The following is a 21958-nucleotide window of genomic DNA, read 5'->3' as shown; positions in this document are numbered from 1 at the left end:
ATCATCTCGGCGGGCGATTGAACAGGCACCAGTAGAGCTCGATCTGCGCCGCGACCTCCATGAACTTGTCGAAATTCACTGGTTTGACGATGTAGGAGTTGACGTGGAGGCGGTAGGCGGCGTCGACATCGCGATCCTCCCCGGATGAGGTCAGGACCACGACTGGTAGGGGTTGGGTGAGCGGGTGCGCGCGCAGCTGCCGCAGCACCTCGAGCCCATCGATGCGGGGCAGCTTGAGGTCGAGCAGGATTACCAGCGGCAGCGGTTCACCGGCCTCCCAGCGCGGGATCCAGTCCAGCGCCTCCTGGCCGTCGCGCGCCACCTCGATGGGATTGGTGAGCCTGCGGCCCTTGAGGGCGCGCAGGGTGAGGTCCAGGTCCATGGGGTTGTCCTCGACCAGCAGGATGGGGCGCAGACCCGTGTCGTCGATCATCGCGGTAGCTCCAGATGGAAGGTGGCGCCCTGCCCGGGAGCGCTGTCGGCCCAGATGCGTCCGCCCATACGTAACACGGCCTTGCGTACGATGGCCAGGCCGATCCCGGTGCCGGGATAGTCCTCGGCACGCTGCAGCCGTTGGAAGATGTCGAAGATACGGTCATGGAAGCGCATGTCGAAGCCGATGCCATGGTCGCGGATGCTGACCTCGACGACATCCGCGGCCGCTCGGCCGCTCATCTGGATCAGGGGCGGCTCGTCGGGGCGATGGAATTTGAGCGCATTGTCGAGCAGGTTGCGCAGCACCATGGCTAGGCCGTTGGGGTCGGCGCGGACACTGAGTCCGGTTAGATCGACCTCGACCTTCGCGCCTGTCGCCCGAAGCTCTTTCTCCCGCTCGGCGAGGAGCCGAGTCATCAGCTCGCCGAGGTCGACCGGTACCTCGAGCAGTCCGCGCCGCTCCATGCGCGAGTAGGCGAGCAGGTCTTCGATCAACTCACCCATCTGCTCCACGCCCTGACGCACGTTGCGCAGAAACAGCCGGCCCTCCTCGTCGAGCTGGTCCAGGTGGTCTTCCAGCAGCAGCCGGCTGTAGCCGTCGATCCCGCGCAGCGGGGCCTTGAGGTCATGGGAAACCGAGTAGGTGAAGGTCTCAAGCTCTTTGTTGATGGCCGCCAGCTCCGCGGTGCGTGCCTGGACGCGCGCTTCCAGCTCGGCGTTGAGGCGTTGGCCGGCCGCCTCGATGCGCTTGCGCTCGGTGATGTCCGTGACGAAGGCGTAGTAGTAGTCGACCTCTCCCGAGGCCTTGAGCATTTCATGGGCGTAGAGCTCGACCGGGACCCGCGAGCCGTCCTTGCGGGTGTATTCCTTCTCGTAACGCAGCGGCTGGCCGCCACGATGGATGCGCTCCAGTGCGGCGCGCTCCATCTCCCGCCACTCTGGCGGGGTGAGGGCTTGCAGCCAATTCGCCCCGTCGACATCCGTGCGATCGTAGCCGATCAGGTCGAGGAACGCTTGGTTGTAGAGGCCGAGGCGTCCATCCAAGTAGCCGACCGCCATCGGCTGGCTGGAGCGCTCGAGCAGCGTCGCCAGGACATCGGTCTCCCGGCGCTGGGCTTCGAGCGCCGCCTGGGCGTGGACGCGTTCGGTGATGTCGCGCACCACGGCGACGAGCCTGGTGGTCTCGGGAAGGCGGCTGAGGCGTGCCTCGAAGCGCCGCGCCCCATCGGGTAGCCTCAAGTCGTACTCGTAGGTCACCAGCCCACCGTCGCGCTCCAGGATGACGCGATTGCGCTCGAAGAGTTCAGCGATCGGCGGCGGCAGCACGTCTTGCATCCGTCGGCCGAGGAAGTGTTCCGGCTCGACATAGAGGTCACCGTCGCGGCTGGCGCGGTAGTCGCGGATGGTCCCGTCCGCGTCCATGAGGAAGAAGAGATCGGGCAGGACCTGGAACACCAGATCCAGCATCGCGTTGCGCTCGCGTGCCTCGCGCTCGGCGAGCGTGCGGCTGGTGATGTCCTGAATGGCGCCTTCCAGCCGGACGACGCGCCCCTTCTCCTGCACCGGCAGCCCGATGGTGCGCACCCACTTGCGTGCGCCCTTCACCGTGGTCAGCTCGAGCTCCAGCTCGTAGGGGCGGGCGTTTTCGATCGCGTCGCGGATCGCGTGCTCGATTGCGAGGCGGTCGGGGCCGGAGAAGGCAGCGAGCCCCTCGGCGACGCTTACCCGCTCGCTCGCCTCGAGGTCGTAGATGCGCGCGGTCTCGTCGGTCCAGGAGCCTTCACCCGTGCCGACATCGAATCCCCAGCCGCCAACCTGGGCAAGACGACTGGTGCGATCGAGGATGTCACGCTGCCGACGTAGCGCCTGCTCGGTGACCTTGCGCTCGGTGATGTCAGTAAAGAAAACCGAAAGGCCATCACGGGTCGGATAGATGCGGTTCTCGAGCCAACGTGCCTGGGGCGGCAGGTAGTCCTCCACCCGAGTCATTTCACCCGTGCGCATCGCCTTCTGCAGGGCGTCCTGGATCGGACGGTCGATGCCGCCGGGGAATTCGGTCCAGAGTTCTGCGCCAACCAGCTCCGCAGGATCGCGGCCGAGCAGGACACCGGCCTGGGGATTGACGTACTGAAAGCGCCAGTCGCGGTCCAGGCTGACGAAGCCGTCGCTCATGGTCTCCAGCAAATCGGCCAGGCGCCGATTGAGCGTCTCACGCGCCTGGTCGCTCTCCAGCAGGTGGAGCGCGAAGCCGATGTCGGTCGAGAGCTGGTCAAGCAGGTCGAGCTCAGCGGCGTCGAAGAAGCCCACCTGGTTCGTATAGAGGCTCAGGGTGCCGCGTACCTGATCCTCGACCATGATGGGGAACGCGGCGACGGCACGGTAGTCCAGCGCCAGTGCGGCCTCGCGCCAGGGGACCATGCGCGGATCCTGGACGATGTCGTTGCAGACGCAATGCTCGGCGTAGCGCAGGGCGAGGCCGGCGGGGCCGCTCGATCGGGGCGTATCGGCGAGCGGGATGCGTAACTGCTCCAGATAGTCCCCCGTTTCTCCGGCATGGGCAACCGGGCGTAGCAGACCGCTCTGCGGGTCCGCCATGCCGAGCCAGGCCATGCGGAAACCGCCGACCTCGACCGCGACACGACAGGCTTCCCAAAACAGCCGGTCCGGGTCGCGCATGCGCATAATGACCCCATTGATGCCTGTCAGCACGGCGTGAATGCGGTTGAGACCACGGATGCGTTCTTCGGCCTCTTTGTGTGCGCTGATGTCGCGGGCAATGCCGAGCACCCCGAGCACGCGCCCTTGGGGGTCGAGCACGGGCGTATTGATGGTCTCGAACAGACTGCGATGGCGGTCGTTGGCGAAGGTGCGCCACTCTTCGTTGACCACGGGGCCGGCGGCGGCGATGGCGGCTCGGTCCTTGGCGCAGTAAAGGTCCGCAACCTCGGCGGGGACGAAATCGCGGTCGCACTTGCCCAGAATCTCGGCCTCCGGTGCCCCATAGAGCTGCTCGAAACGCGGGTTGCAGGCCAGATAGACGCCGTTCGGATCCTTCAGCCAGATGAGATCCGGAATGGTATCTAGCAGTGTCCGCAGGCGTCCCTGGGTGCGGGCGAGAGCCAGGGTGCGGCGCAGCAGCAGGTAGGTCATGACGCCGGCGGCCAGGGCGGTCATCAACCCGGCCAGCCGGATCAGCCACAGCATGAGCGATGACTCTCCCCAGCCGCGCTTGGGGATGGCCGCCAACTGCCAGCTGCCGCCGGGCAGGTCGATCGCGAGCGTCACGGGCTGCTGGTCGGCGATCCGCGGGTCGCCGAAGAAGACCGGTCCCCTGGCGCCGGTCCCGTCAGTGCCGCGCAGCATGAGCTGCAGTTGGGAGTGCTCGTCCAGGAGCCCCGCCTGGCGATAGAGGGTGTCGGCGTCGATGACGGCGGAGACGAGACCCCAGGGGCGCGGTTGCGTATCGGGCTCGCTCGCCGGGATGAAGACCGGCTCGCGGAGGATGATGCCGATGCCGCCCTGCAGCAGGGGCAGCGGGCCGGCGAGGGTCGACTGACCCGTGCGTATCGCGCGCAGCGCGGTCTGGCTCTGCGTGGAATGGGTTCGGTAGTCCAGTCCGAGCGCCGCCTCGTTGCCGGCGAGGGGATACATGAGCGAGACGACCAGATCGGGCGCGCCGGCGATGTTGCGCAGCGCGTGGCGCGCATCCACCAACCCCCGGGCGATGCGGGCGAACTCCGCCTGGTCGATGTCCGGATGTGCGGAGATCACGGCGGTCAGGCCGTGCACCAGGAGCAGGTGGGCGTTGATGACACCCTGCAGACGCGCGCGCACCGCGGAGAGGTTGGTCAAGACGCTGACGCGCTCCTGCTCCAGGGCGCGCCCCTGGGCCAGTCGGTCGATCACCTGCTCCGTGGCCAGCACCAACAGCATGGCCAGGAGGGCGGCCAGCCAGGGTGACTTGGGCCTGCTCGCGTGCTCCTTCATGGCATGAGGCTCCAGCGCCTTCGGCTCACAATCCTGGTGTCGGTGGACTATAGCAAATCGGCGGGTTCGCTCGCGCGGGCGCCAAACGAAAAAGGGCGCCTCGCGGCGCCCTTCGCTTGACCCTGAGGTCGAGCCGTTGCGGATCAGTTGACCTTGGGATCCAGCTCGCCCTTGGCATAGCGGGTGGTCATGGCATCCAGCGACAGTGCCTTGATCTTGCTTGCGTTGCCGGCGGTGCCGAAGGCCTCGTAGCGGTCCTTGCAGATGTCCTTCATGGCCTTGGTGGCGGCGATGAAGTATTTGCGCGGATCGAACTCCTTGGGGTTGTCGGAGAGGAACTTGCGAATGGCGCCGGTGGAGGACATGCGCAGGTCGGTGTCGATGTTGACCTTGCGCACGCCGTGCTTGATGCCCTCGACGATCTCCTCGACCGGCACGCCGTAGGTCTCGCCCATGGCGCCGCCGAACTCATTGATGATGGCCAGCCATTCCTGGGGCACGGAGGAGGAGCCGTGCATGACCAGATGGGTGGTCGGGATGCGCTTGTGGATCTCTTTGATGCGCTCGATCGCCAGGATGTCGCCGGTCGGCGGACGGGTGAACTTGTAGGCGCCGTGCGAGGTGCCGATGGCGATGGCCAGGGCGTCGACGCCGGTCTTCTTGACGAAGTCCGCGGCCTCTTCCGGGTCGGTGAGGAGCTGGCTGTGGTCCAGGGTGCCCTCGGCGCCGATGCCGTCTTCCTCGCCGGCCTGGCCGGTTTCGAGCGAGCCCAGGCAGCCCAGCTCACCCTCGACGGAGACGCCGCAGGCGTGCGAGATCTCGACGACGCGACGGGTGATGTCGACGTTGTAGTCGTAGGAGGTGGGTGTCTTGCCGTCCTCGCCCAGCGAGCCGTCCATCATGACGGAGGAGAAGCCGAGCTGGATGGAACGCTGGCACACGGGCATGGAGGTGCCGTGGTCCTGGTGCATGCAGACCGGGATGTGCGGCCACTCCTCGATGGCGGCGAGGATGAGGTGGCGCAGGAAGGGTGCGCCGGCGTATTTGCGGGCACCGGCTGATGCCTGGACGATGACCGGGGAGTCGGTCTCGTCGGCGGCTTCCATGATGGCGCGCATCTGCTCCAGGTTGTTGACGTTGAAGGCGGGCACGCCGTAGCCGTGTTCGGCGGCGTGATCCAGCATCTGGCGGAGTGAGATCAGGGCCATGGGTAGTCCTCGTGTCTAGTGTTAAGTGGTCAGTGGATTGTGGTCAGTGGCCAGTCTCAAGTCAGTGTCGTCTGTCCTTGGACGACCGTCCCCCGACCACTGTCCTTCAGTCATCGTTCAGAAGCTTGTGCTCGCCGACCCGCATGATTTTCATGATATTGGTCTGGCCTTCAACCCCTGAGCGATCGCCCTTGGTGATGATGACCAGGTCGCCGTTCTGGACGGTGCCGCTGGCGAGCAGTTGCTCGATCACCTCGCGGTTGACCTCGTGGATGTCGGTGCTCGCGACATCGAAGGCGACCGGGTAGACGCCGCGGAAGAGACGGACCTTGCGGCGCGTTTCGTGGAAACGGGTCATCGCGTAGATGGGGATGCCCGAGCTGATACGCGACATCCATTTCACCGTGGAGCCCGTCTCGGTCAATGCGGCGATGGCCTTCACGCCCAGGTGATTGGCGGTGTACATGGCCGCCATGGCGATGCCCTCGTCGACGCGGCCGAACACCGAGTCGATGCGGTGGCCCGAGCGCGTTACGCTCTTCTCGGCTTCCAGGCAGATGCGGTCCAGGGCTTCGACGACCTTGGCGGGATTTTTTCCGATCGAACTCTCGGCGGAGAGCATGACCGCGTCCGTGCCGTCGAGTACCGCATTGGCGACGTCGAAGACCTCGGCGCGTGTCGGGATCGGATTCTCGATCATCGACTGCATCATCTGAGTCGCCGTGATCACCACGGCGTTGAGATCCCGGGCGCGGCTGATGAGGCGCTTCTGCACCGCTGGCAGCTCGGCGTCGCCGATCTCCACGCCCAGATCACCGCGCGCCACCATGATGGCGTCGGCGGCGTTGATGATGTCGTCGATGTCGTCGAGCGCCTCGGCGCGCTCGATCTTGGCGACGATGCCGCCGCGCCCTCCGGCCGTCTGGAAGAGTTCGCGCGCGAGCCGGACGTCGTCCCCCTTGCGGACGAAGGAGACGGCGAGGTAGTCCGCGTCGATCTCGGCCGCGAACCGGATGTCTTCCTTGTCCTTCTCGGTCAGGGCCGGGGCTGAGAGGCCGCCGCCCTTCTTGTTGATGCCCTTGTTGTTCGAGAGCGTGCCGCCGACCACCACCTTGCAGTCGATGCGGCCATTGGCGACCGCCTCGACCCACAGCTCGATGGCCCCGTCGTCGAGCAGCAGGGTGTCGCCGTGACGGACATCGTTGGCGAGTCGGGCATAGGTCGTTCCGACCCGGCTCTGGTCGCCCTCGTCCAGGGCGCAGGCGGCGTCGATCGCGAAGGCGTCGCCGCGCGCCAGCTGGATCTTGCCGTCGGCGAATTTGCCGATGCGGATCTTGGGCCCCTGGAGGTCCATGAGGACCGCGATCTCGTGTCCGGCGTGCAGGGCACGCGCGCGGATGCTTGCCGCGCGCTCGCGATGGCGCTCGTGGCTGTCGTGAGAGAGATTCAGGCGAACGACATCCACGCCGGCGGCGATGATGTCGTCGGTGACTGAAATCGGATCTGTCGCCGGCCCAAGGGTCGCGACGATTTTTGTACGTCTAGGCATATGTCAGCTTCCAGCTTCTCGTCGTCCGCCCCCGGCCGCGCTGACCGGAGGTGGCGTCGGGAAGTGAGATCAATCCTTGGCGCGGGCTTCCAGCATGGCGACCGCGGGGAGCGTCTTGCCCTCGAGGTACTCCAGGAAGGCGCCGCCGGCGGTGGAGATGTAGGACACCTTGTCGTAGATGTCGTACTTCTGGATGGCGGCGATGGTGTCGCCGCCCCCGGCGAGGCTGAAGCCGGCCGCGTTGGCGATCGCCATGGAGACGGCTTTGGTGCCCCCGCCGAACTGGTCGAACTCGAAGACGCCGACCGGGCCGTTCCAGACGATGGTGCCGGCCTTGGCGATGATGTCCGCCAGATCCTGAGCGGAGTTCGGGCCGATGTCGAAGATCATGTCGTCGTCGGCCACGTCGGCGGCGGACTTGGTCACCGCGGGCTCGTTCTCGTCGAACTGCTTGCCGCAGACCACGTCGGTGGCGATCGGGATGGTGGCCCCGCGGGCGGTCATCTTCTCCATCAGGGCCTGAGCCGTCGGGATGAGATCATGCTCGCACAGGGACTTGCCGACGTTGTGGCCCGCGGCCGCGAGGAAGGTGTTGGCGATGCCGCCGCCGACGACCAGCTGGTCGACCTTCTCGGACAGGGCTTCGAGCACGGTCAGCTTGGTCGAGACCTTGGAGCCGCCGACGATGGCGACCATGGGCCGCGCCGGCTTGGCGAGGGCCTTCCGCAGGGCATCCAGTTCCTCGCTCAGCAGCAGGCCGGCGCAGGCGGTCGGCGCGAACTTGCCGGCACCATGGGTGGAGGCCTGGGCGCGGTGGGCGGTGCCGAAGGCGTCCATGACGAAGACGTCGCAGAGCGCGGCGTAGTGTTTGGAGAGCTCCTCGTTGTCCTTGCCTTCGCCCTTGTTGAAGCGGACGTTCTCGAGCAGGACCAGCTCGCCGTCGGCGATCTCGGGAGCTGTGTCCAGGTAATCGCGGATCAAGCGGACCTCGCGACCCATCTTCGCGCCGAGGTCGTCGGCGACCGGCTTGAGCGAGTTCTCCTCGGAGAAGACGCCTTCCTCGGGGCGGCCAAGATGGGACATGACCATGACCTTGGCGCCGGCCTTGATGCAGTGCTCGAAGGTTGGCATGGAGGCGGTGATGCGGGCGTCCGAAGTGACCTTGCCGTTCTTGACCGGGACATTGAGGTCGGAGCGAATCAGCACCCGCTTGCCAGCCAGGTCGAGGTCGGTGAGCTTGATGAAGGACATAGTCGTATCCTCTTGAATCGTTGTTATGTAAAGGGTTCAGGTCCAAGGTGGGCCTTGCCTGAAGCCTCTTTGGGGCCGTCGGCTTGTAGGATGGGTAGAGCGGCTGCCTCTATCCCGGCAATGTCGCGCCGGCGCGAGCGCCGCGAAACCCATCAGTTTCGGGATGCGCAGCGAACGCCATCGCGACGCCGGTCGGTCCGGCGCCTTGATGGGTTTCGCTGCGCTCTACCCATCCTACTTCGCGACGTGCTGCACCATGCGCAGCATGTTGCAGGTGTAGCCGTACTCGTTGTCGTACCAGGCGACGACCTTGACGAAGGTCGGATCCAGGGCGATACCGGCCTCGGCGTCGAAGACGGACGGCGTGGATTTGCCGCGGAAGTCGGTGGAGACGACCTTCTCGTCGGTATAGGCCAGCACGCCGGCGAGGTCGCCGGACTCGGAGGCGGCCTTCATGGCGGCGCAGATCTCCTCGTACTTGGCGTCCTTGTTCAGCTCGACGGTGAGGTCGACCACCGACACGTCGGAGGTGGGCACGCGGAAGGCCATGCCGGTCAGCTTGCCGTTGAGTTCGGGCATCACCTTGCCGGCGGCTTTAGCCGCGCCGGTGGAGGAGGGGATGATGTTCTCCAGGATGCCGCGCCCGCCGCGCCAGTCCTTCATGGAGGGGCCGTCGACCGTCTTCTGGGTGGCGGTGGCCGCGTGGACGGTGGTCATGAGGCCGCGCTTGATGCCCCAGTTGTCGTGCAGCACCTTGGCGACCGGCGCCAGGCAGTTGGTGGTGCAGGAGGCTGCGGAGACGATGGCCTGGCCGGCATAGGTCTTGTGGTTGACGCCGTAGACGAACATGGGGGTGGCATCCTTGGAAGGCGCGCTCTGCACGACCTTCTTGGCGCCCGCGTCGATGTGCTTCTGGCAGGTCTCTTCGGTCAGGAAGAAGCCGGTGCACTCGATGACCAGCTCGGCCCCGACGTCGCCCCACTTGAGGTTGGCGGGATCGCGCTCGGCCGTCAAACGGATGTTCTTGCCGTTGACGATCATGGTGTTGCCGTCGACGGCGATGTCGCCCTGGAAGTTACCGTGGACGGAGTCGTACTTCAGCATGTAGGCGAGGTATTCGGGATCGAGCAGGTCGTTGATGCCGACGACCTCGATGTCCGGGAAGTCCTTGCTGATCGCGCGGAATGCCATGCGGCCAATACGGCCAAACCCATTGATGCCAACCTTGATGGTCATGCTTATTAAGCTCCTGTTAGGGAAGTTGTCAGTGGTCAGATGTCAGTTGTCAGTGAGGCAACCTGCTCGGGTGGCGCCTGCCACCCGATGGTCATCGCGTCCTAAAGGACGCCTTTCACCGTGGCGACCAGGTTGTCGACCGTGAAGCCGAATTCCTTGAAGAGTGCGCCGGCCGGGGCGGATTCGCCGAAGCGGTCGACGCCGAGCACCGCGCCCTGGCTGCCGACGTACTTCCACCAGCCATCCGTGACCGCGGCCTCGACGGCGACGCGGGCGGTGACGGCCTTGGGCAGCACGGACTCCTTATAGGCCGCGTCCTGGGCGTCGAAGGCGTTGGTCGAGGGCATGGAGACGACGCGGATCGCCTTGTCGCTCATGGCCTCTGCCGCCTTCATCGCCAGCTCGACCTCGGAGCCGGTGGCGATGATGATGGCGTCCGGCGTGCCCGCGCAGTCGCGCAGCACATAGCCGCCGCGCGCCACGTTGGCGAGTTGCTCGTCCGTGCGTGCCATGTGGGCCAGATTCTGGCGCGAGAAGATGAGACAGCTCGGGCCGCTGGTCCGCTCGATGGCGAGCTTCCAGGAGATGGCCGATTCGACCGCGTCGCAGGGACGCCAGACGCTCATGTTGGGGATCATGCGCAGCGTCGGGATCTGCTCGACCGGCTGGTGGGTCGGTCCGTCCTCGCCCAGGCCGATGGAGTCATGGGTGTAGACGAAGATCGACTGGATCCGCATCAGGGCCGCCATGCGCAGGGCATTGCGGGCGTACTCGGAGAACATCAGGAAGGTCGCGCCGTAGGGGACGAAGCCGCCGTGCAGGGCGATGCCGTTCATGATGGCGGACATGCCGAACTCGCGGACACCGTAGAAGATGTAGTTGCCGCCGTCGGTCTTGCTGACACCCTTGCAGCCCTTCCAGAGCGTCAGGTTGGAGCCGGCGAGGTCGGCCGAGCCGCCCATCAGTTCGGGCAGCAGCGGGCCAAAGCCGTTGAGCGCGTTCTGCGAGGCTTTGCGCGAGGCGATGGTCTCGCCCTTCTCGACCACGGCGGCGACGAAGGCATCCGCCTTGGCGGACCAGTCGGCGGGCAGGTCGCCGGCCATGCGGCGCTTGAACTCGGCGGCTTCGGCCGGGAAGGCCTTGGCGTAGGCATCGAGCTTGGCGTTCCAGTCGGCTTCCGCCGAAGCGCCACGCTCCTTGGCATCCCAACCTTGGTAGATGCTGTCCGGGATCTCGAAGGGCGGAGAATTCCAGCCGAGGTTCTCGCGGGTCAACGCGATCTCGTCCTCGCCGAGCGCGGCGCCGTGGCACTCTTCCTTGCCCTGCTTGCTGGGCGAGCCGTAGCCGATGATGGTCTGGCAGCAGATCAGGGTCGGCTTGTCGTCGGCGGCACGCGCCTGTTCGATCGCGGTCTTGACGGCCTCGGGATCATGGCCGTCGACCTTGGGAATGACCTGCCAGCCGTAGGCCTCGAAGCGCTTGGGCGTGTCGTCGAGGAACCAGCCGGGCGTGTCGCCATGGCCGCGGACCTCGCCGTCGATGGAGATGTTGTTGTCGTCGTAGAAGGCGATGAGCTTGCCCAGCCCCAGCGCGCCGGCCAGCGAGCAGGCCTCGTGCGAGATGCCTTCCATGAGGCAGCCGTCGCCCAGGAAGACATAGGTGTTGTGGTCGACGATCTCATGGCCGGGCTTGTTGAACTCGGCGGCCAGGGCCTTTTCGGCGATCGCCATGCCGACGGCATTGGTGATGCCTTGGCCGAGCGGACCCGTGGTGGTCTCGACGCCCGGTGCATAGCCGTACTCGGGGTGGCCAGGGGTCTTGGAGTGGAGCTGGCGGAACTGCTTGAGATCCTCGATGCCCAGCTCGTAGCCAGTCAGGTGGAGCAGCGCGTAGATCAGCATGGAGCCGTGACCGTTGGACAGCACGAAGCGGTCGCGGTCGGCCCAGTGCGGGTTGGACGGGTTGTGGGTCATGAAGTCGTTCCACAACACCTCGGCGATGTCCGCCATGCCCATGGGGGCGCCCGGGTGGCCTGAGTTGGCCTTCTGCACCGCATCCATGGCGAGCGCCCGGATGGCGTTGGCGAGTTCTTTACGTGAGGACATGAGCCCCTCCTCTAAGCTATCGGTGACCAAAATCTTGCGTGGGCCGCAACCGTCGGCAGCCTGATTTCACTGAGCAACGAACTCATTGAACAACAAACTGGTTGACCAACAAGCTGATTGAGCAACAAACGATGAGACGGGTCGTGGCGCAGCGCTGGGTGGCGGTTAGCGGGCTTGCGGCCACGCAGGGCGCGGGATTCGTTCCAGAAGGGGGTGCCTCCGCAGAAACGAGGGTGCGGGGTCGTGGTGCCCTCACAGGAGCGCCATTCTGTACCAAAACACCCAAACCCCGGAATCAAAACAAACTTATGGCGCTAGAAACAGATTTATAAGTTGCTAATATTAAGAATTGGCGCCCGAAATGACCAGCTTTTTCCGTCGCCTTTTTTCGCGCGCCCTTCAGCTCGCCAGCCATTTGATGGAGCAGCCGATGCTCGGAATCTGATCTTTCGGTCCGGCACCCGTCTCCGCCACCAGCTTCATGGCCTCGAAGAGATCCCGTCGAACGTCCGCGGGCGCGGCCTCCTTGCGGCTGGCGTCGAGCCGTCCACGGTACTGCAGCCCCAGGTTGGCGTTGTAGCCGAAGAAGTCCGGGGTGCAGACGGCGCCGTAAGCCTTGGCGACTTCCTGGCTCGCGTCGTAGAGATAGGGGAAGGGGAAGGCGTGCTCCTCGGCGACGCGCGCCATGTTGTCGAAGGAGTCCTCGGGATAGTCGTTGACGTCGTTGGAGCTGATGGCGACGCAGCCGATCCCGAGTTCGGCCAGCTCGCGGGCGTCGCGGACGAGGCGGTCGCGCACCGCCTGCACGTAGGGGCAGTGATTGCAGATGAACATCACCAGCAGGCCGCGCTCGCCCTTGCAGTCGTCGCGGGTCCAGGTCTTGCCGTCGACACCGGGCAGCGAGAAGTCTGGCGCCGGGGCGCCGAAGTCGCAAACGGGGGTTTCAGTCGAAGCCATGCGGAACCTCCGAGCTCTGTGCTTGGTTTACAGTGGTCGCGGCATGGTACCGGAAGCGCCGTGGAATCCAAATCCCGTGTTTTGTCCCGCTAGGATTCGGCGGCGATGTTCTCTCTCGCCGGCTGGGTTTTCCGGTCGCGATCGAAACGGTATGATGCGCGGCTTCATTCACGCGCGATCCTGCGCCCCGATCAGGCCTCGTTTTTATGAGCAAGGACTACATCTTCACATCTGAATCCGTTTCCGAGGGCCATCCGGACAAGATGGCGGACCAGATTTCCGACGCCGTACTCGACGAGATCTATCGCCGCGACCCCAACCATGCCAAGGCGCGCGTGGCCTGCGAGACCCTGGTGAAGACCGGCTTCGTCATGCTGGCCGGCGAGATCACGGTCACCGACGCCGATCTGAAGATCGACTATGAGAAGGTCGTGCGCCGCGTTGTGAAGGATATCGGTTACGACAACTCCGACTGCGGCTTCGACGGCAACAACTGCGGCGTGCTCATCGCGCTGGGCGAGCAATCAAAGGACATCAATCAAGGTGTCGACCGCGAGAGCGAAGAGGCGCAGGGCGCCGGCGACCAGGGCTTGATGTTCGGCTACGCGACCAACGAGACGGACATGCTCATGCCTGCGCCGATCGACTACGCGCACCGGCTGGTCAAGCGTCAGGCCGAGGTCCGCAAGAACGGCGCTCTGCCGTGGCTGCGCCCGGACGCCAAGTCCCAGATCACCATGCGCTACGCCGACGGCAAGCCGGTCGCGGTCGATGCGGTCGTGCTCTCCACCCAACACAGCGACGACGTCAGCGAGAGCGTGCTGCACGAGGCCGTGATGGAGGAGATCATCAAACCGGTGCTGGACTCCACCGGCTGGCTCAAGGCCGAGACCAAGATCCACATCAATCCGACCGGCAAGTTCGTCATCGGCGGGCCGGTGGGCGACTGCGGTCTGACCGGGCGCAAGATCATCGTCGACACCTACGGCGGCATGGCCCGTCACGGCGGCGGCGCCTTCTCCGGCAAGGATCCCTCCAAGGTCGACCGCTCCGCCGCCTATGCCGGGCGCTACGTCGCCAAGAACATCGTCGCCGCCGGCCTGGCCGAGAAGTGCGAGATCCAGGTCTCCTACGCCATCGGCGTCGCCGAGCCGACGTCTGTCTCCATCGACACCTTCGGTACTGGCGCGATCAGCGAGCATCGGATCATCGAGTTGATCCGCGCGCATTTCGATCTGCGCCCCTACGGCATCATGCGCATGCTGGACCTGACCAACCGCGATCTCATCAAGTACCAGGACACGGCGGCCTATGGCCACTTCGGTCGTTCCGAGCCGGGCTTCACCTGGGAGCGGACGGACAAGGCCGAGATGCTGAAAGAGGCCGCGGGGATCTAAGCCCCATCAACAACCCTGCGCCGAGGAGCGCTGCGACCCGATCCCAGAACGGATCGGGCCAGGCTCGGCGATTGGGTCGACTTTTTCAACGGCGCTCACTCACGATTCATCAAGAGTTGATTAACCATGAGTGAGTTTACCGACTACAAAGTTGCCGATATTTCCCTGGCCGCCTTCGGCCGCAAGGAGCTGAACATCGCCGAGACCGAGATGCCGGGCCTGATGGCCCTGCGCGAGAAGTACGGCGCCTCCAAGCCGCTGACCGGTGCGCGCATCACCGGCAGCCTGCACATGACCATCCAGACCGCGGTGCTGATGGAGACCCTGGTCGCCCTAGGCGCAGAGGTGCGCTGGTGCTCCTGCAACATCTTCTCGACGCAGGATCACGCCGCCGCCGCCATGGCGGCTGCCGGTATTCCGGTCTATGCCTGGAAGGGCGAGACGCTGGAGGAGTACTGGTGGTGCACCGAGCAGGTGGTCAACTGGCCGGACGGCAAGGGTCCGAACATGATCCTGGACGACGGCGGTGATGCCACCCTGCTGGTCCACAAGGGCGTCGAGTACGAGAAGGCGGGCGCGGTGCCCGCGCCGACCGCCGATGACAACGAGGAATGGACGGCCGTTCTGGGTCTGCTGGGGCGCACCTTCGAGCGCGACAATCGGCATTGGCACAAGATGGCGGACGCCATCCTGGGCGTCACCGAGGAGACGACAACCGGCGTGCACCGTCTCTATGAGATGGCGAAGGCCGGTACCCTGCTGTTCCCCGGCATCAACGTCAACGACTCGGTCACCAAGTCCAAGTTCGACAATCTCTACGGCTGCCGCGAGTCGCTGGTCGATGGCATCAAGCGGGCGACCGACGTCATGATCGCCGGCAAGATCGCCATGGTCTGCGGCTATGGCGACGTGGGCAAGGGCAGCGCCCAGTCGCTGCGCGGGCTCGGCGCCACGGTTTGGATCTCCGAGGTCGATCCCATCTGCGCGCTGCAGGCGGCGATGGAAGGCTTCCGCGTGGTAACCATCGAGGATGCGGCCCCGATCGCCGACATCTTCGTCACCGCCACCGGCAACAAGGACATCATTACCCACGACCACATGGCCGCGATGAAGGACCAGGCCATCGTCTGCAACATCGGGCACTTCGACAACGAGATCGACATTGCCGGTATCAGCAAGTACGAGTGGGAAGAGATCAAGCCGCAGGTCGACCACATCATCTTCCCCGACGGCAAGCGCATCATCCTGCTGGCCCAGGGGCGTCTGGTGAATCTGGGCTGCGGAACCGGTCATCCCAGCTTCGTGATGTCCAACAGCTTCACCAACCAGGTGCTGGCTCAGATCGAGCTCTTCACCAAGACGGCGGAGTATCCGATCGGTGTCTATGTGCTGCCCAAGCACCTGGACGAGGAGGTGGCGCGACTGCACCTGGGTAAGATCGGCGCCAAGCTGACCAAGCTCTCGGAGTCGCAGGCGGCCTACATCGGTGTCAGTGTCGACGGGCCTTACAAGCCGGATCATTACCGCTACTAAAGGCCGCCCGCTTCCAGCGGCCAGCTTCCATCGGGCGCTCCTGTCGCGCCGGGTGGGCGTGGCCGTATCCAAAGCCCCCTCAGGCTCGCGGCCTGAAGGGGCGCTTGAACATCTGGGCCTCCAGTTGCCAGCAATGAGCCAACCCGCCGGTTGTGTTGGTGGCGGCTGGAGGCTGGAGGCTCACTATGTCGACTGAGACCCAAGAAGCACCTCTCCAAGAAGCACCAATGTATAGCGTCGAGCTCTTCCCACCCAAGACCTCGGAGGGGATGGCAAAGCTCAAGCACGAGATCGAGCGGATCAACGCCGTCGGTCCTCAGTATTTCTCCGTCACCTATGGCGCTGGCGGCTCGACCCGCGAGCGTACCTTCGAGACCGTCGACTGGCTTCGCGGCCAAGGTATCGACACCGCGCCACACCTCGCCTGTATCGGGTCCACCCGTGATGAGGTCCGTGAGATCCTCGAACGCTATCGCGACCAGGGGATTCGGCGCCTGGTGGCCCTGCGCGGCGACATGCCCTCTGGCATGGGCGGAGGGCATGGCGGCGACTTCCGCTATGCCAACGAGTTGGTCAGCTTCGTGCGCTCGGAATTCGGCGATGCCTTCTTCATCGAGGTCGCCGCCTATCCCGAGTACCACCCGCAGTCCGGTAGCCCGGCCCGCGACCTGGAGAATTTCAAACGCAAGGTGGAGGCGGGCGCGGACGGGGCCATTACCCAGTATTTCTATAACGCGGACGCCTATTTCGGCTTCGTCGAGAGCTGCCGCGAGGCGGGGATCGATCTGCCGATCATCCCAGGCATCATGCCCATTACCAACTACACCCAGCTGGCCCGCTTCTCGGATGCCTGCGGGGCGGAGATCCCGCGTTGGGTACGCCGTCGACTCGAAAGCTACGGCGATGACGTCGACAGCATCCGGGCCTTCGGGCATGAGGTGGTGCTGAAGCTCTGCCGTCACCTGATCGAGGGCGGGGCGCCTGGGATCCACTTCTACACCATGAATCAGTCCAAGCCGGTCCTGCGGCTCTGGGAGGAGCTGGGGCTGCCGACATCGCATTGACCTGAGGGTGCCCGCTCGGGAGCCGATGCGAGTGCTTCGCGGGCTCCCGTGGCGCTGTTCCTCGGTGCCACGCCGCCACCGGCGCTCTACGCCAAGCTGCGTGCTGGTCGCTGAGAGCCCCTATCCGGACCGCTGTTCCAGGCGCGAGCCAGTCAAGCGGCAGGCGTCCGATTTGTGCGGCAGGTCTCAGATTCCGCACACGATGGTCGGTTCATTTCGTTCGATTGCGAAATCTCAAATCTTCGCGGTCGATCAGGTTGCTAACCTTATCCCCGCGAAATCATCCACTCCTCCTTTAGAAGCCGCTCACCTCTTTCGAGCGGCTTTTTTTCTTTCGGCCCTTCGGTTTTCCCTTCTTCCGGTCGCTCCCCCGCGCGTTCGCCGACCCAGTTGGAGGCGCGCATGCGTCCGTATCGCCATGCCTCGCCCGGCTGCCCCAGCAGGCGTTCTCGCTTTGAGTCGAGATGGCGTGTGTTCGGATGCGCGTGGCTTGGTCCGGGCACCCTGGTCGAGGCACCCCATGCCGTTGCGGTGAGCGGAATTAGGCGAGACAGGCAAGTGATGGAATAATCGCGACCCTTATCCTTCCCTCCATACGCAACGGCCAACGGCCCAGAGACACGCCTCTATGTCCGACCTTGACCGAACCTACCGGATCGGCCCCATCCATCTCGCCCCGAGCGTGACGCGATTGCAGGGCGTGACCCTGCTGGTGGGCGCTTTCTTCTCCATCGGCTTGATGACCTTCATCTCCATCGGTCAAACCTACATCCTGAACGAGCACCTCGGCATCCCGATCGGAGAGCAGGGCACCATCAGCGGCGACCTGGTGTTCTGGACCGAGATCGTCACCCTGACCTTCTTCATGCCCGTGGGGATTCTCGTGGACCGGATTGGGCGACGCTCCATCTTCGCGATGGGCTTCCTGCTGCTGGCCGCGACCTATGTGCTCTATCCGCGGGCCACCGGGGTGGACGATCTCTATGTCTACCGCTTCGTCTATGCCTTGGGCGTGGTGACCATCGCGGGCGGACTCTCCACGGTGCTGGTCGACTATCCCGCCGAGCGGTCGAGGGGCAAGCTGGTCGCCATCGTCGGTCTCTTGAGTGGCTTGGGCATCGTCTTCACCAACCAGTTCTTCGGCGGCTTGCCTAAGACGCTCACCGCCGGCGGCATGGACGGCGTCGAGGCGGGCTACTACACCCATTATGCGGTGGCCGCGCTGGCGGTTGCCGTCGCCTTCGTGGTGCTCTTCGGCCTTCAGAAGGGGACGCCGGTGCGGCGTGAGGAGCGCCCCGGCGTGCGGGATCTCTTCATGAGCGGTTTCAGGCAGGCACGCAACCCGCGCGTGCTGCTCTCCTACGCGGCGGCCTTCATCGCGCGCGGCGACCAGTCGATCAATGCGACCTTCCTCATCCTCTGGGGCACCACGGCCGGCCTGGCGGCGGGGATGGATACGGCCGAGGCGGTCAAGAACGGCACCCTCATCTTCATCCTCGCACAGGTCGCCGCCCTCGTTTGGGCGCCGATCATGGGGCCTTTGATGGATCGGATGGATCGGGTCAGCGCCTTGGGCTTGTCCATGGTGCTCGCGGCCATCGGCAACCTCTCGGTGATCTGGCTCGTCGATCCGACGCCGGGGGGCGGGCTGGTGTTCTACATCCTGCTGGGCATTGGTCAGATCAGCGTCTATCTGGGCGCGCAGTCCCTGATCGGCCAGGAGGCGCCCAAGGCGACGCGCGGCTCCGTCCTCAGCGCATTCAATATTGCCGGTGCCATCGGCATTCTGCTGATCACGGCCGTGGGCGGACGGATCTTCGACGGCATCGATCCCAGGGCGCCCTTCGTGTTGGTCGGGATCATCAACATCCTGCTTTTCTTCGCCTGCGTTCTGGTGCGCGCCCGCTTTCCGGTCCCGGCGGTTGCGCAGGCCGTGGACTGACCGGGCGGCCGAACCACCGCGATTGCCGCGAAGGGCGGTTGACCCCTTGGCGGAAGCCCCCTAAGGTCAGGGGATGCCGGTCCAATCCACCCGCATCTCCTGGCTCATTCCCGCCCTGACGCTCCTGCTCCACGGTTGCGAGCGGGCGGCGCCCGAGGGTCCGCCGACACTGCGCTGGTATGTCTTCAAGGAGCAGTCCGGCGCCTTCGAGGAGGCGGCCCGCCGCTGCGCTGAGACATCGCGGGGCCGCTATCGCCTGGATCTCGCCGATCTGCCCACGGATGCCGACCTGCAGCGCGAGCTCTTAGTCCGGCGCTTGGCCGCGGGTGATACCGACATCGACCTCATCGGCATGGATGTCATCTGGACGGCGGAGTTTGCCGAGGCGGGCTGGCTCCTTCCCTGGCCGGAGGAGGCCGCGCCATCCGTGCTGCGGGGCAGAATCGCCGGACCCGTCGCCAGCGGATCCTATGCGGGTGGTCTCTGGGCGGCGCCCTTCACCACCAATACCCAGCTCCTCTGGTATCGCACCGACCGTGTGCCGACACCGCCGCAGACCTGGGGCGCGATGATCGAGCTGGCCGAGTCCATCGGCCCGGACGGACGGATCCAGGCGCAGGGCGAGCGTTACGAGGGGCTGACGGTCTTCTTCGTCTCGCTGCTGGCGTCGGCGGGCGGTTCGGTGCTCGACGCGAGCGGCAAGCAGGTCTCTCTGGAGACGGCGCCCACGCGCAAGGCGTTGGAGATCATGAAGCGGCTGGCCAGCTCGCCGGCCTCCGATCCCGCGCTGGCGAGCAGCCGCGAGGACCAGTGCCGGCTCGCCTTCGAGGGCGGCGGCTCCGCTTTCATGCTGAATTACACCTATGTCTGGCCAAGTGCCCAGGCCAATGCCCCTGAGGTCGCCGAGCAGATGGGCTGGGCGCGTTGGCCGGCGGTCGAGCCGGGCATGCAGAGTCATGTCACCATCGGCGGCATCAACATCGGCATCGGCGCCAAGGGACGGCATCCCGCGCTGGCCTTCGAGGCGGCGACCTGTCTGGTGTCCGAGGGCAATCAGCGCCTGGCCGCGCGCATGGGCGGTCTGCCGCCGACCATCGCTGCCCTCTATGACGACCCCCAGATCCGCGCCATCTTTCCCTTTGCCGAGGTCTTGCGGCAGACCCTTGCGGACGCGGTTCAGCGTCCGCCGACGCCTGTGTATAGCGACATCTCGCTCGCCATCAGCCGGACCCTGCACCCGCTGCGCGAGATCGACCCGGAGCGAGACGTCGATCGACTGCGCGCGGCGGTCGAGCGCGCGCTGCATTCGGAGGGGTTGCTGTGAGCCGTCCGGCGCTGGATGAGCGCCGCCTGGGGTGGCTGTTGTGCGCGCCGGCGGTTCTTGCGATGTTGTTGGTGACGGCCTATCCGATCCTCTATGCGATCTGGCTGTCGCTGCACCGCTACGATCTGCGTTTTCCCGACCAGCAGGCGTTCGTCGGGCTCGCCAACTATGCGACCGTGCTGACCGCCGAGGTCTGGTGGCGCGCGCTCTTCAACACGCTGCTCATCACGGCCGGGTCGGTTGCGGTCGAGCTGCTGTTGGGCTTTGCCCTGGCAATGGTGATGCATCGGGCCATCTTCGGCCGCGTGGCCCTGCGCACGGCATCGCTGGTGCCTTATGCCATCATCACCGTGGTCGCCGCCTTGGGCTGGCGCTTTGCCTTCGATCCCACGACCGGATTCGTCAACGCCCTGCTCGGACTGGATCAGGCCTGGCTCGCGGAGCGCTGGTCAGCCTTCTTCGTCATCATCGCGACCGAGATCTGGAAGACCACGCCCTTCGTTGCGTTGCTGCTCTTGGCCGGGCTCACGCTGGTGCCGGGCGACCTGATCCGCGCGGCGCGCGTTGACGGAGCGACCGCCTGGCAGCGGCTCCTGCACATCACGTTGCCCCTGATGAAGCCGGCGATCCTGGTCGCGCTGCTGTTCCGCACCCTGGACGCCTTTCGGATTTTCGACACCGTCTATGTCCAGACGCGCGGGGCGCAGGATACGGAGTCGGTCTCCATCCTGGCCTATCAGGCGTTGATCGCCCGACTCAACCTTGGGCTCGGGTCTGCGGTCTCAGTGCTCATCTTCGTCGGGACGATTGTCATCGCCCTGATCTATGTCCGTCTGCTCGGCGTCGGGGTCCTGCGACGGGCAGGGAGGCAGGAATGAGTGCGAGGCCAGCCGGCGAGGGCAGTTCCTTGGTCGAACGGCTGTTCTGGCGTTTCACCGTCGTCGTTCTGATCGTCTACGCCCTGCTGCCGGTCGCCTGGCTGACATCGCTCTCGCTCAAGCCGGCCGGCACGCTGACGGACGGGCACTTCTTCCCGCGCGCGATCAGTCTGGAGCACTATGCGGCCGTCTTTCGGGATCCGCAGTTTCCCGCCGCCCTGGGCAACTCGCTCGGCATTGGACTCATTGCAACCGCCATCTCGGTGACGCTCGCGACCCTGGCGGCCTATGCTATCGTCCGGCTGCGGTTTCCTGGGCGTCAGGCGGTGCTGGTCGGGGCGCTCGCCGTCGCCATGTTTCCGCCCATCGCCATCATCGGACCGCTATTCGACCTTTGGCGCCTGCTCGGGCTCTTCGACACCTGGCTGGGACTCATCATCCCCTACATCACGCTGACCCTGCCGCTCGCCATCTGGACCATCTCCGCCTTCTTCCGCGAGATCCCCTGGGAACTGGAGCAGGCGGCACGGGTCGACGGCGCGACCCGGCTGGGCGCCTTCCGGTGGGTGATCCTGCCGCTGGTGGCGCCTGGCGTCTTCGCCTCCGCCATTCTGGTGTTCATCTTCGCCTGGAACGATTTTCTCTTCGCCGCGGCACTGACCTCGACGACGGACTCGCGCACCGTGCCGGCCGCGATTGCCTTCTTCACCGGCGCCTCGCGCTTCGAGCAGCCGACCGGCTCCATCGCCGCGGCCTCGGTGGTGGTGACGATTCCGGTGGTCGTGCTGATCCTGCTGTTCCAGCGGCGCGTTGTGGCCGGGCTGACGGCGGGGGCGGTGAAGGGGTGAGGCGGTTGTCAGTGGGAAAGGGGAAGATCACGTAGGATGGGCAAAGCCCCTGTGATGAGGTCCGGCTGCGGAGGCGGGCGTTCGACGGGCGTGCCCATCATCTCCGCTCGGCGTCTTGCAAGATGGGCACGTCCGCCAAGTCTTGTGGCCAAGCTCGATCTCGGGGCGCGGACTTTGCCCATCCTACCCATCTCTTCCAGCGGCGCATTGTAGCCGGGCTGACGGCGGGGGCGGTGAAGGGGTA

Annotated in this window: 15 protein-coding genes and 1 riboswitch; of the genes, 7 read left to right on the top strand and 8 right to left on the bottom strand. The window is 65.5% G+C overall.

What is annotated here, in order from left to right; genetic code table 11:
* Nucleotide 1: 1 nt before the first annotated feature.
* The 8 genes from CKO23_RS14620 to CKO23_RS14585 all read right to left on the bottom strand — a co-directional run bounded on the left by CKO23_RS14620 (nt 2) and on the right by CKO23_RS14585 (nt 12728).
* Nucleotides 2-433 carry a response regulator gene (locus CKO23_RS14620; RefSeq protein ID WP_200332460.1) on the bottom strand — a complete coding sequence of 144 codons (432 nt, stop codon included), beginning with the start codon at nt 431-433 and terminating at the stop codon, nt 2-4.
* Complete coding sequence (locus CKO23_RS14615; protein WP_200332458.1) at nt 430-4422, bottom strand: PAS domain-containing protein; 3993 nt, start codon at nt 4420-4422, stop codon at nt 430-432. The genes CKO23_RS14620 and CKO23_RS14615 overlap by 4 nt, the downstream gene beginning before the upstream one ends.
* Before the next feature lie 143 nt (nt 4423-4565).
* Nucleotides 4566-5630 carry a class II fructose-bisphosphate aldolase gene (gene fba, locus CKO23_RS14610; protein ID WP_200332453.1) on the bottom strand — a complete coding sequence of 355 codons (1065 nt, stop codon included), beginning with the start codon at nt 5628-5630 and terminating at the stop codon, nt 4566-4568.
* Nucleotides 5631-5736: 106 nt separating this feature from the next.
* Nucleotides 5737-7179 carry a pyruvate kinase gene (gene pyk / locus CKO23_RS14605; protein WP_200332452.1) on the bottom strand — a complete coding sequence of 481 codons (1443 nt, stop codon included), beginning with the start codon at nt 7177-7179 and terminating at the stop codon, nt 5737-5739.
* A 69-nt stretch (nt 7180-7248) separates the two neighbouring features.
* Nucleotides 7249-8430 (bottom strand): phosphoglycerate kinase, encoded by a 1182-nt coding sequence (locus CKO23_RS14600; RefSeq protein WP_200332451.1) that lies wholly within the window; start codon nt 8428-8430, stop codon nt 7249-7251.
* Nucleotides 8431-8664: 234 nt separating this feature from the next.
* Complete coding sequence (gene gap / locus CKO23_RS14595) at nt 8665-9666, bottom strand: type I glyceraldehyde-3-phosphate dehydrogenase (protein WP_200332450.1); 1002 nt, start codon at nt 9664-9666, stop codon at nt 8665-8667.
* Nucleotides 9667-9767: 101 nt separating this feature from the next.
* Nucleotides 9768-11771 carry a transketolase gene (gene tkt / locus CKO23_RS14590; RefSeq protein WP_200332448.1) on the bottom strand — a complete coding sequence of 668 codons (2004 nt, stop codon included), beginning with the start codon at nt 11769-11771 and terminating at the stop codon, nt 9768-9770.
* A 399-nt stretch (nt 11772-12170) separates the two neighbouring features.
* On the bottom strand, nt 12171-12728 hold the full coding sequence (locus tag CKO23_RS14585) for a thioredoxin family protein (protein WP_200332446.1): 558 nt from the start codon (nt 12726-12728) through the stop codon (nt 12171-12173).
* A gap of 206 nt (nt 12729-12934) precedes the next feature.
* Here CKO23_RS14585 and metK point away from each other — a divergent pair, with 206 nt between their 5' ends.
* The 7 genes from metK (at nt 12935) to CKO23_RS14550 (ending at nt 21714) form a co-directional block, all read left to right on the top strand.
* Nucleotides 12935-14125: a methionine adenosyltransferase gene (gene metK / locus CKO23_RS14580; protein WP_200332444.1), complete on the top strand. Its 1191-nt coding sequence runs from the start codon at nt 12935-12937 to the stop codon at nt 14123-14125.
* A gap of 16 nt (nt 14126-14141) precedes the next feature.
* Nucleotides 14142-14229: riboswitch (S-adenosyl-L-homocysteine riboswitch) on the top strand.
* Between the two features lie 22 nt (nt 14230-14251).
* Nucleotides 14252-15658 (top strand): adenosylhomocysteinase, encoded by a 1407-nt coding sequence (ahcY, locus tag CKO23_RS14575; RefSeq protein WP_200332442.1) that lies wholly within the window; start codon nt 14252-14254, stop codon nt 15656-15658.
* Nucleotides 15659-15885: 227 nt separating this feature from the next.
* Nucleotides 15886-16722, top strand: coding sequence for a methylenetetrahydrofolate reductase [NAD(P)H] (gene metF / locus CKO23_RS14570; RefSeq protein ID WP_242482451.1), 837 nt, complete (start codon nt 15886-15888; stop codon nt 16720-16722).
* 628 nt (nt 16723-17350) lie between these two features.
* On the top strand, nt 17351-18664 hold the full coding sequence (locus CKO23_RS14565; RefSeq protein WP_200332437.1) for an MFS transporter: 1314 nt from the start codon (nt 17351-17353) through the stop codon (nt 18662-18664).
* 73 nt (nt 18665-18737) lie between these two features.
* On the top strand, nt 18738-19988 hold the full coding sequence (locus tag CKO23_RS14560) for an ABC transporter substrate-binding protein (protein ID WP_200332435.1): 1251 nt from the start codon (nt 18738-18740) through the stop codon (nt 19986-19988).
* Nucleotides 19985-20866 (top strand): ABC transporter permease subunit, encoded by an 882-nt coding sequence (locus CKO23_RS14555; protein WP_200332433.1) that lies wholly within the window; start codon nt 19985-19987, stop codon nt 20864-20866. The genes CKO23_RS14560 and CKO23_RS14555 overlap by 4 nt, the downstream gene beginning before the upstream one ends.
* Nucleotides 20863-21714, top strand: a complete 852-nt coding sequence (locus CKO23_RS14550) for a carbohydrate ABC transporter permease (protein WP_200332431.1) — start codon at nt 20863-20865, stop codon at nt 21712-21714. Before CKO23_RS14555 ends, CKO23_RS14550 begins: the two co-directional genes overlap by 4 nt.
* Nucleotides 21715-21958: the final 244 nt, after the last annotated feature.

Origin of the sequence: Thiocystis violacea, assembly GCF_016583565.1 — a bacterium.
GTDB classification, from domain to species: domain Bacteria; phylum Pseudomonadota; class Gammaproteobacteria; order Chromatiales; family Chromatiaceae; genus Thiorhodococcus; species Thiorhodococcus violaceus_A.
The sequence above is the reverse complement of the archived record's forward strand: the minus strand, read 5'-3'. Positions and strand labels throughout refer to the sequence as shown.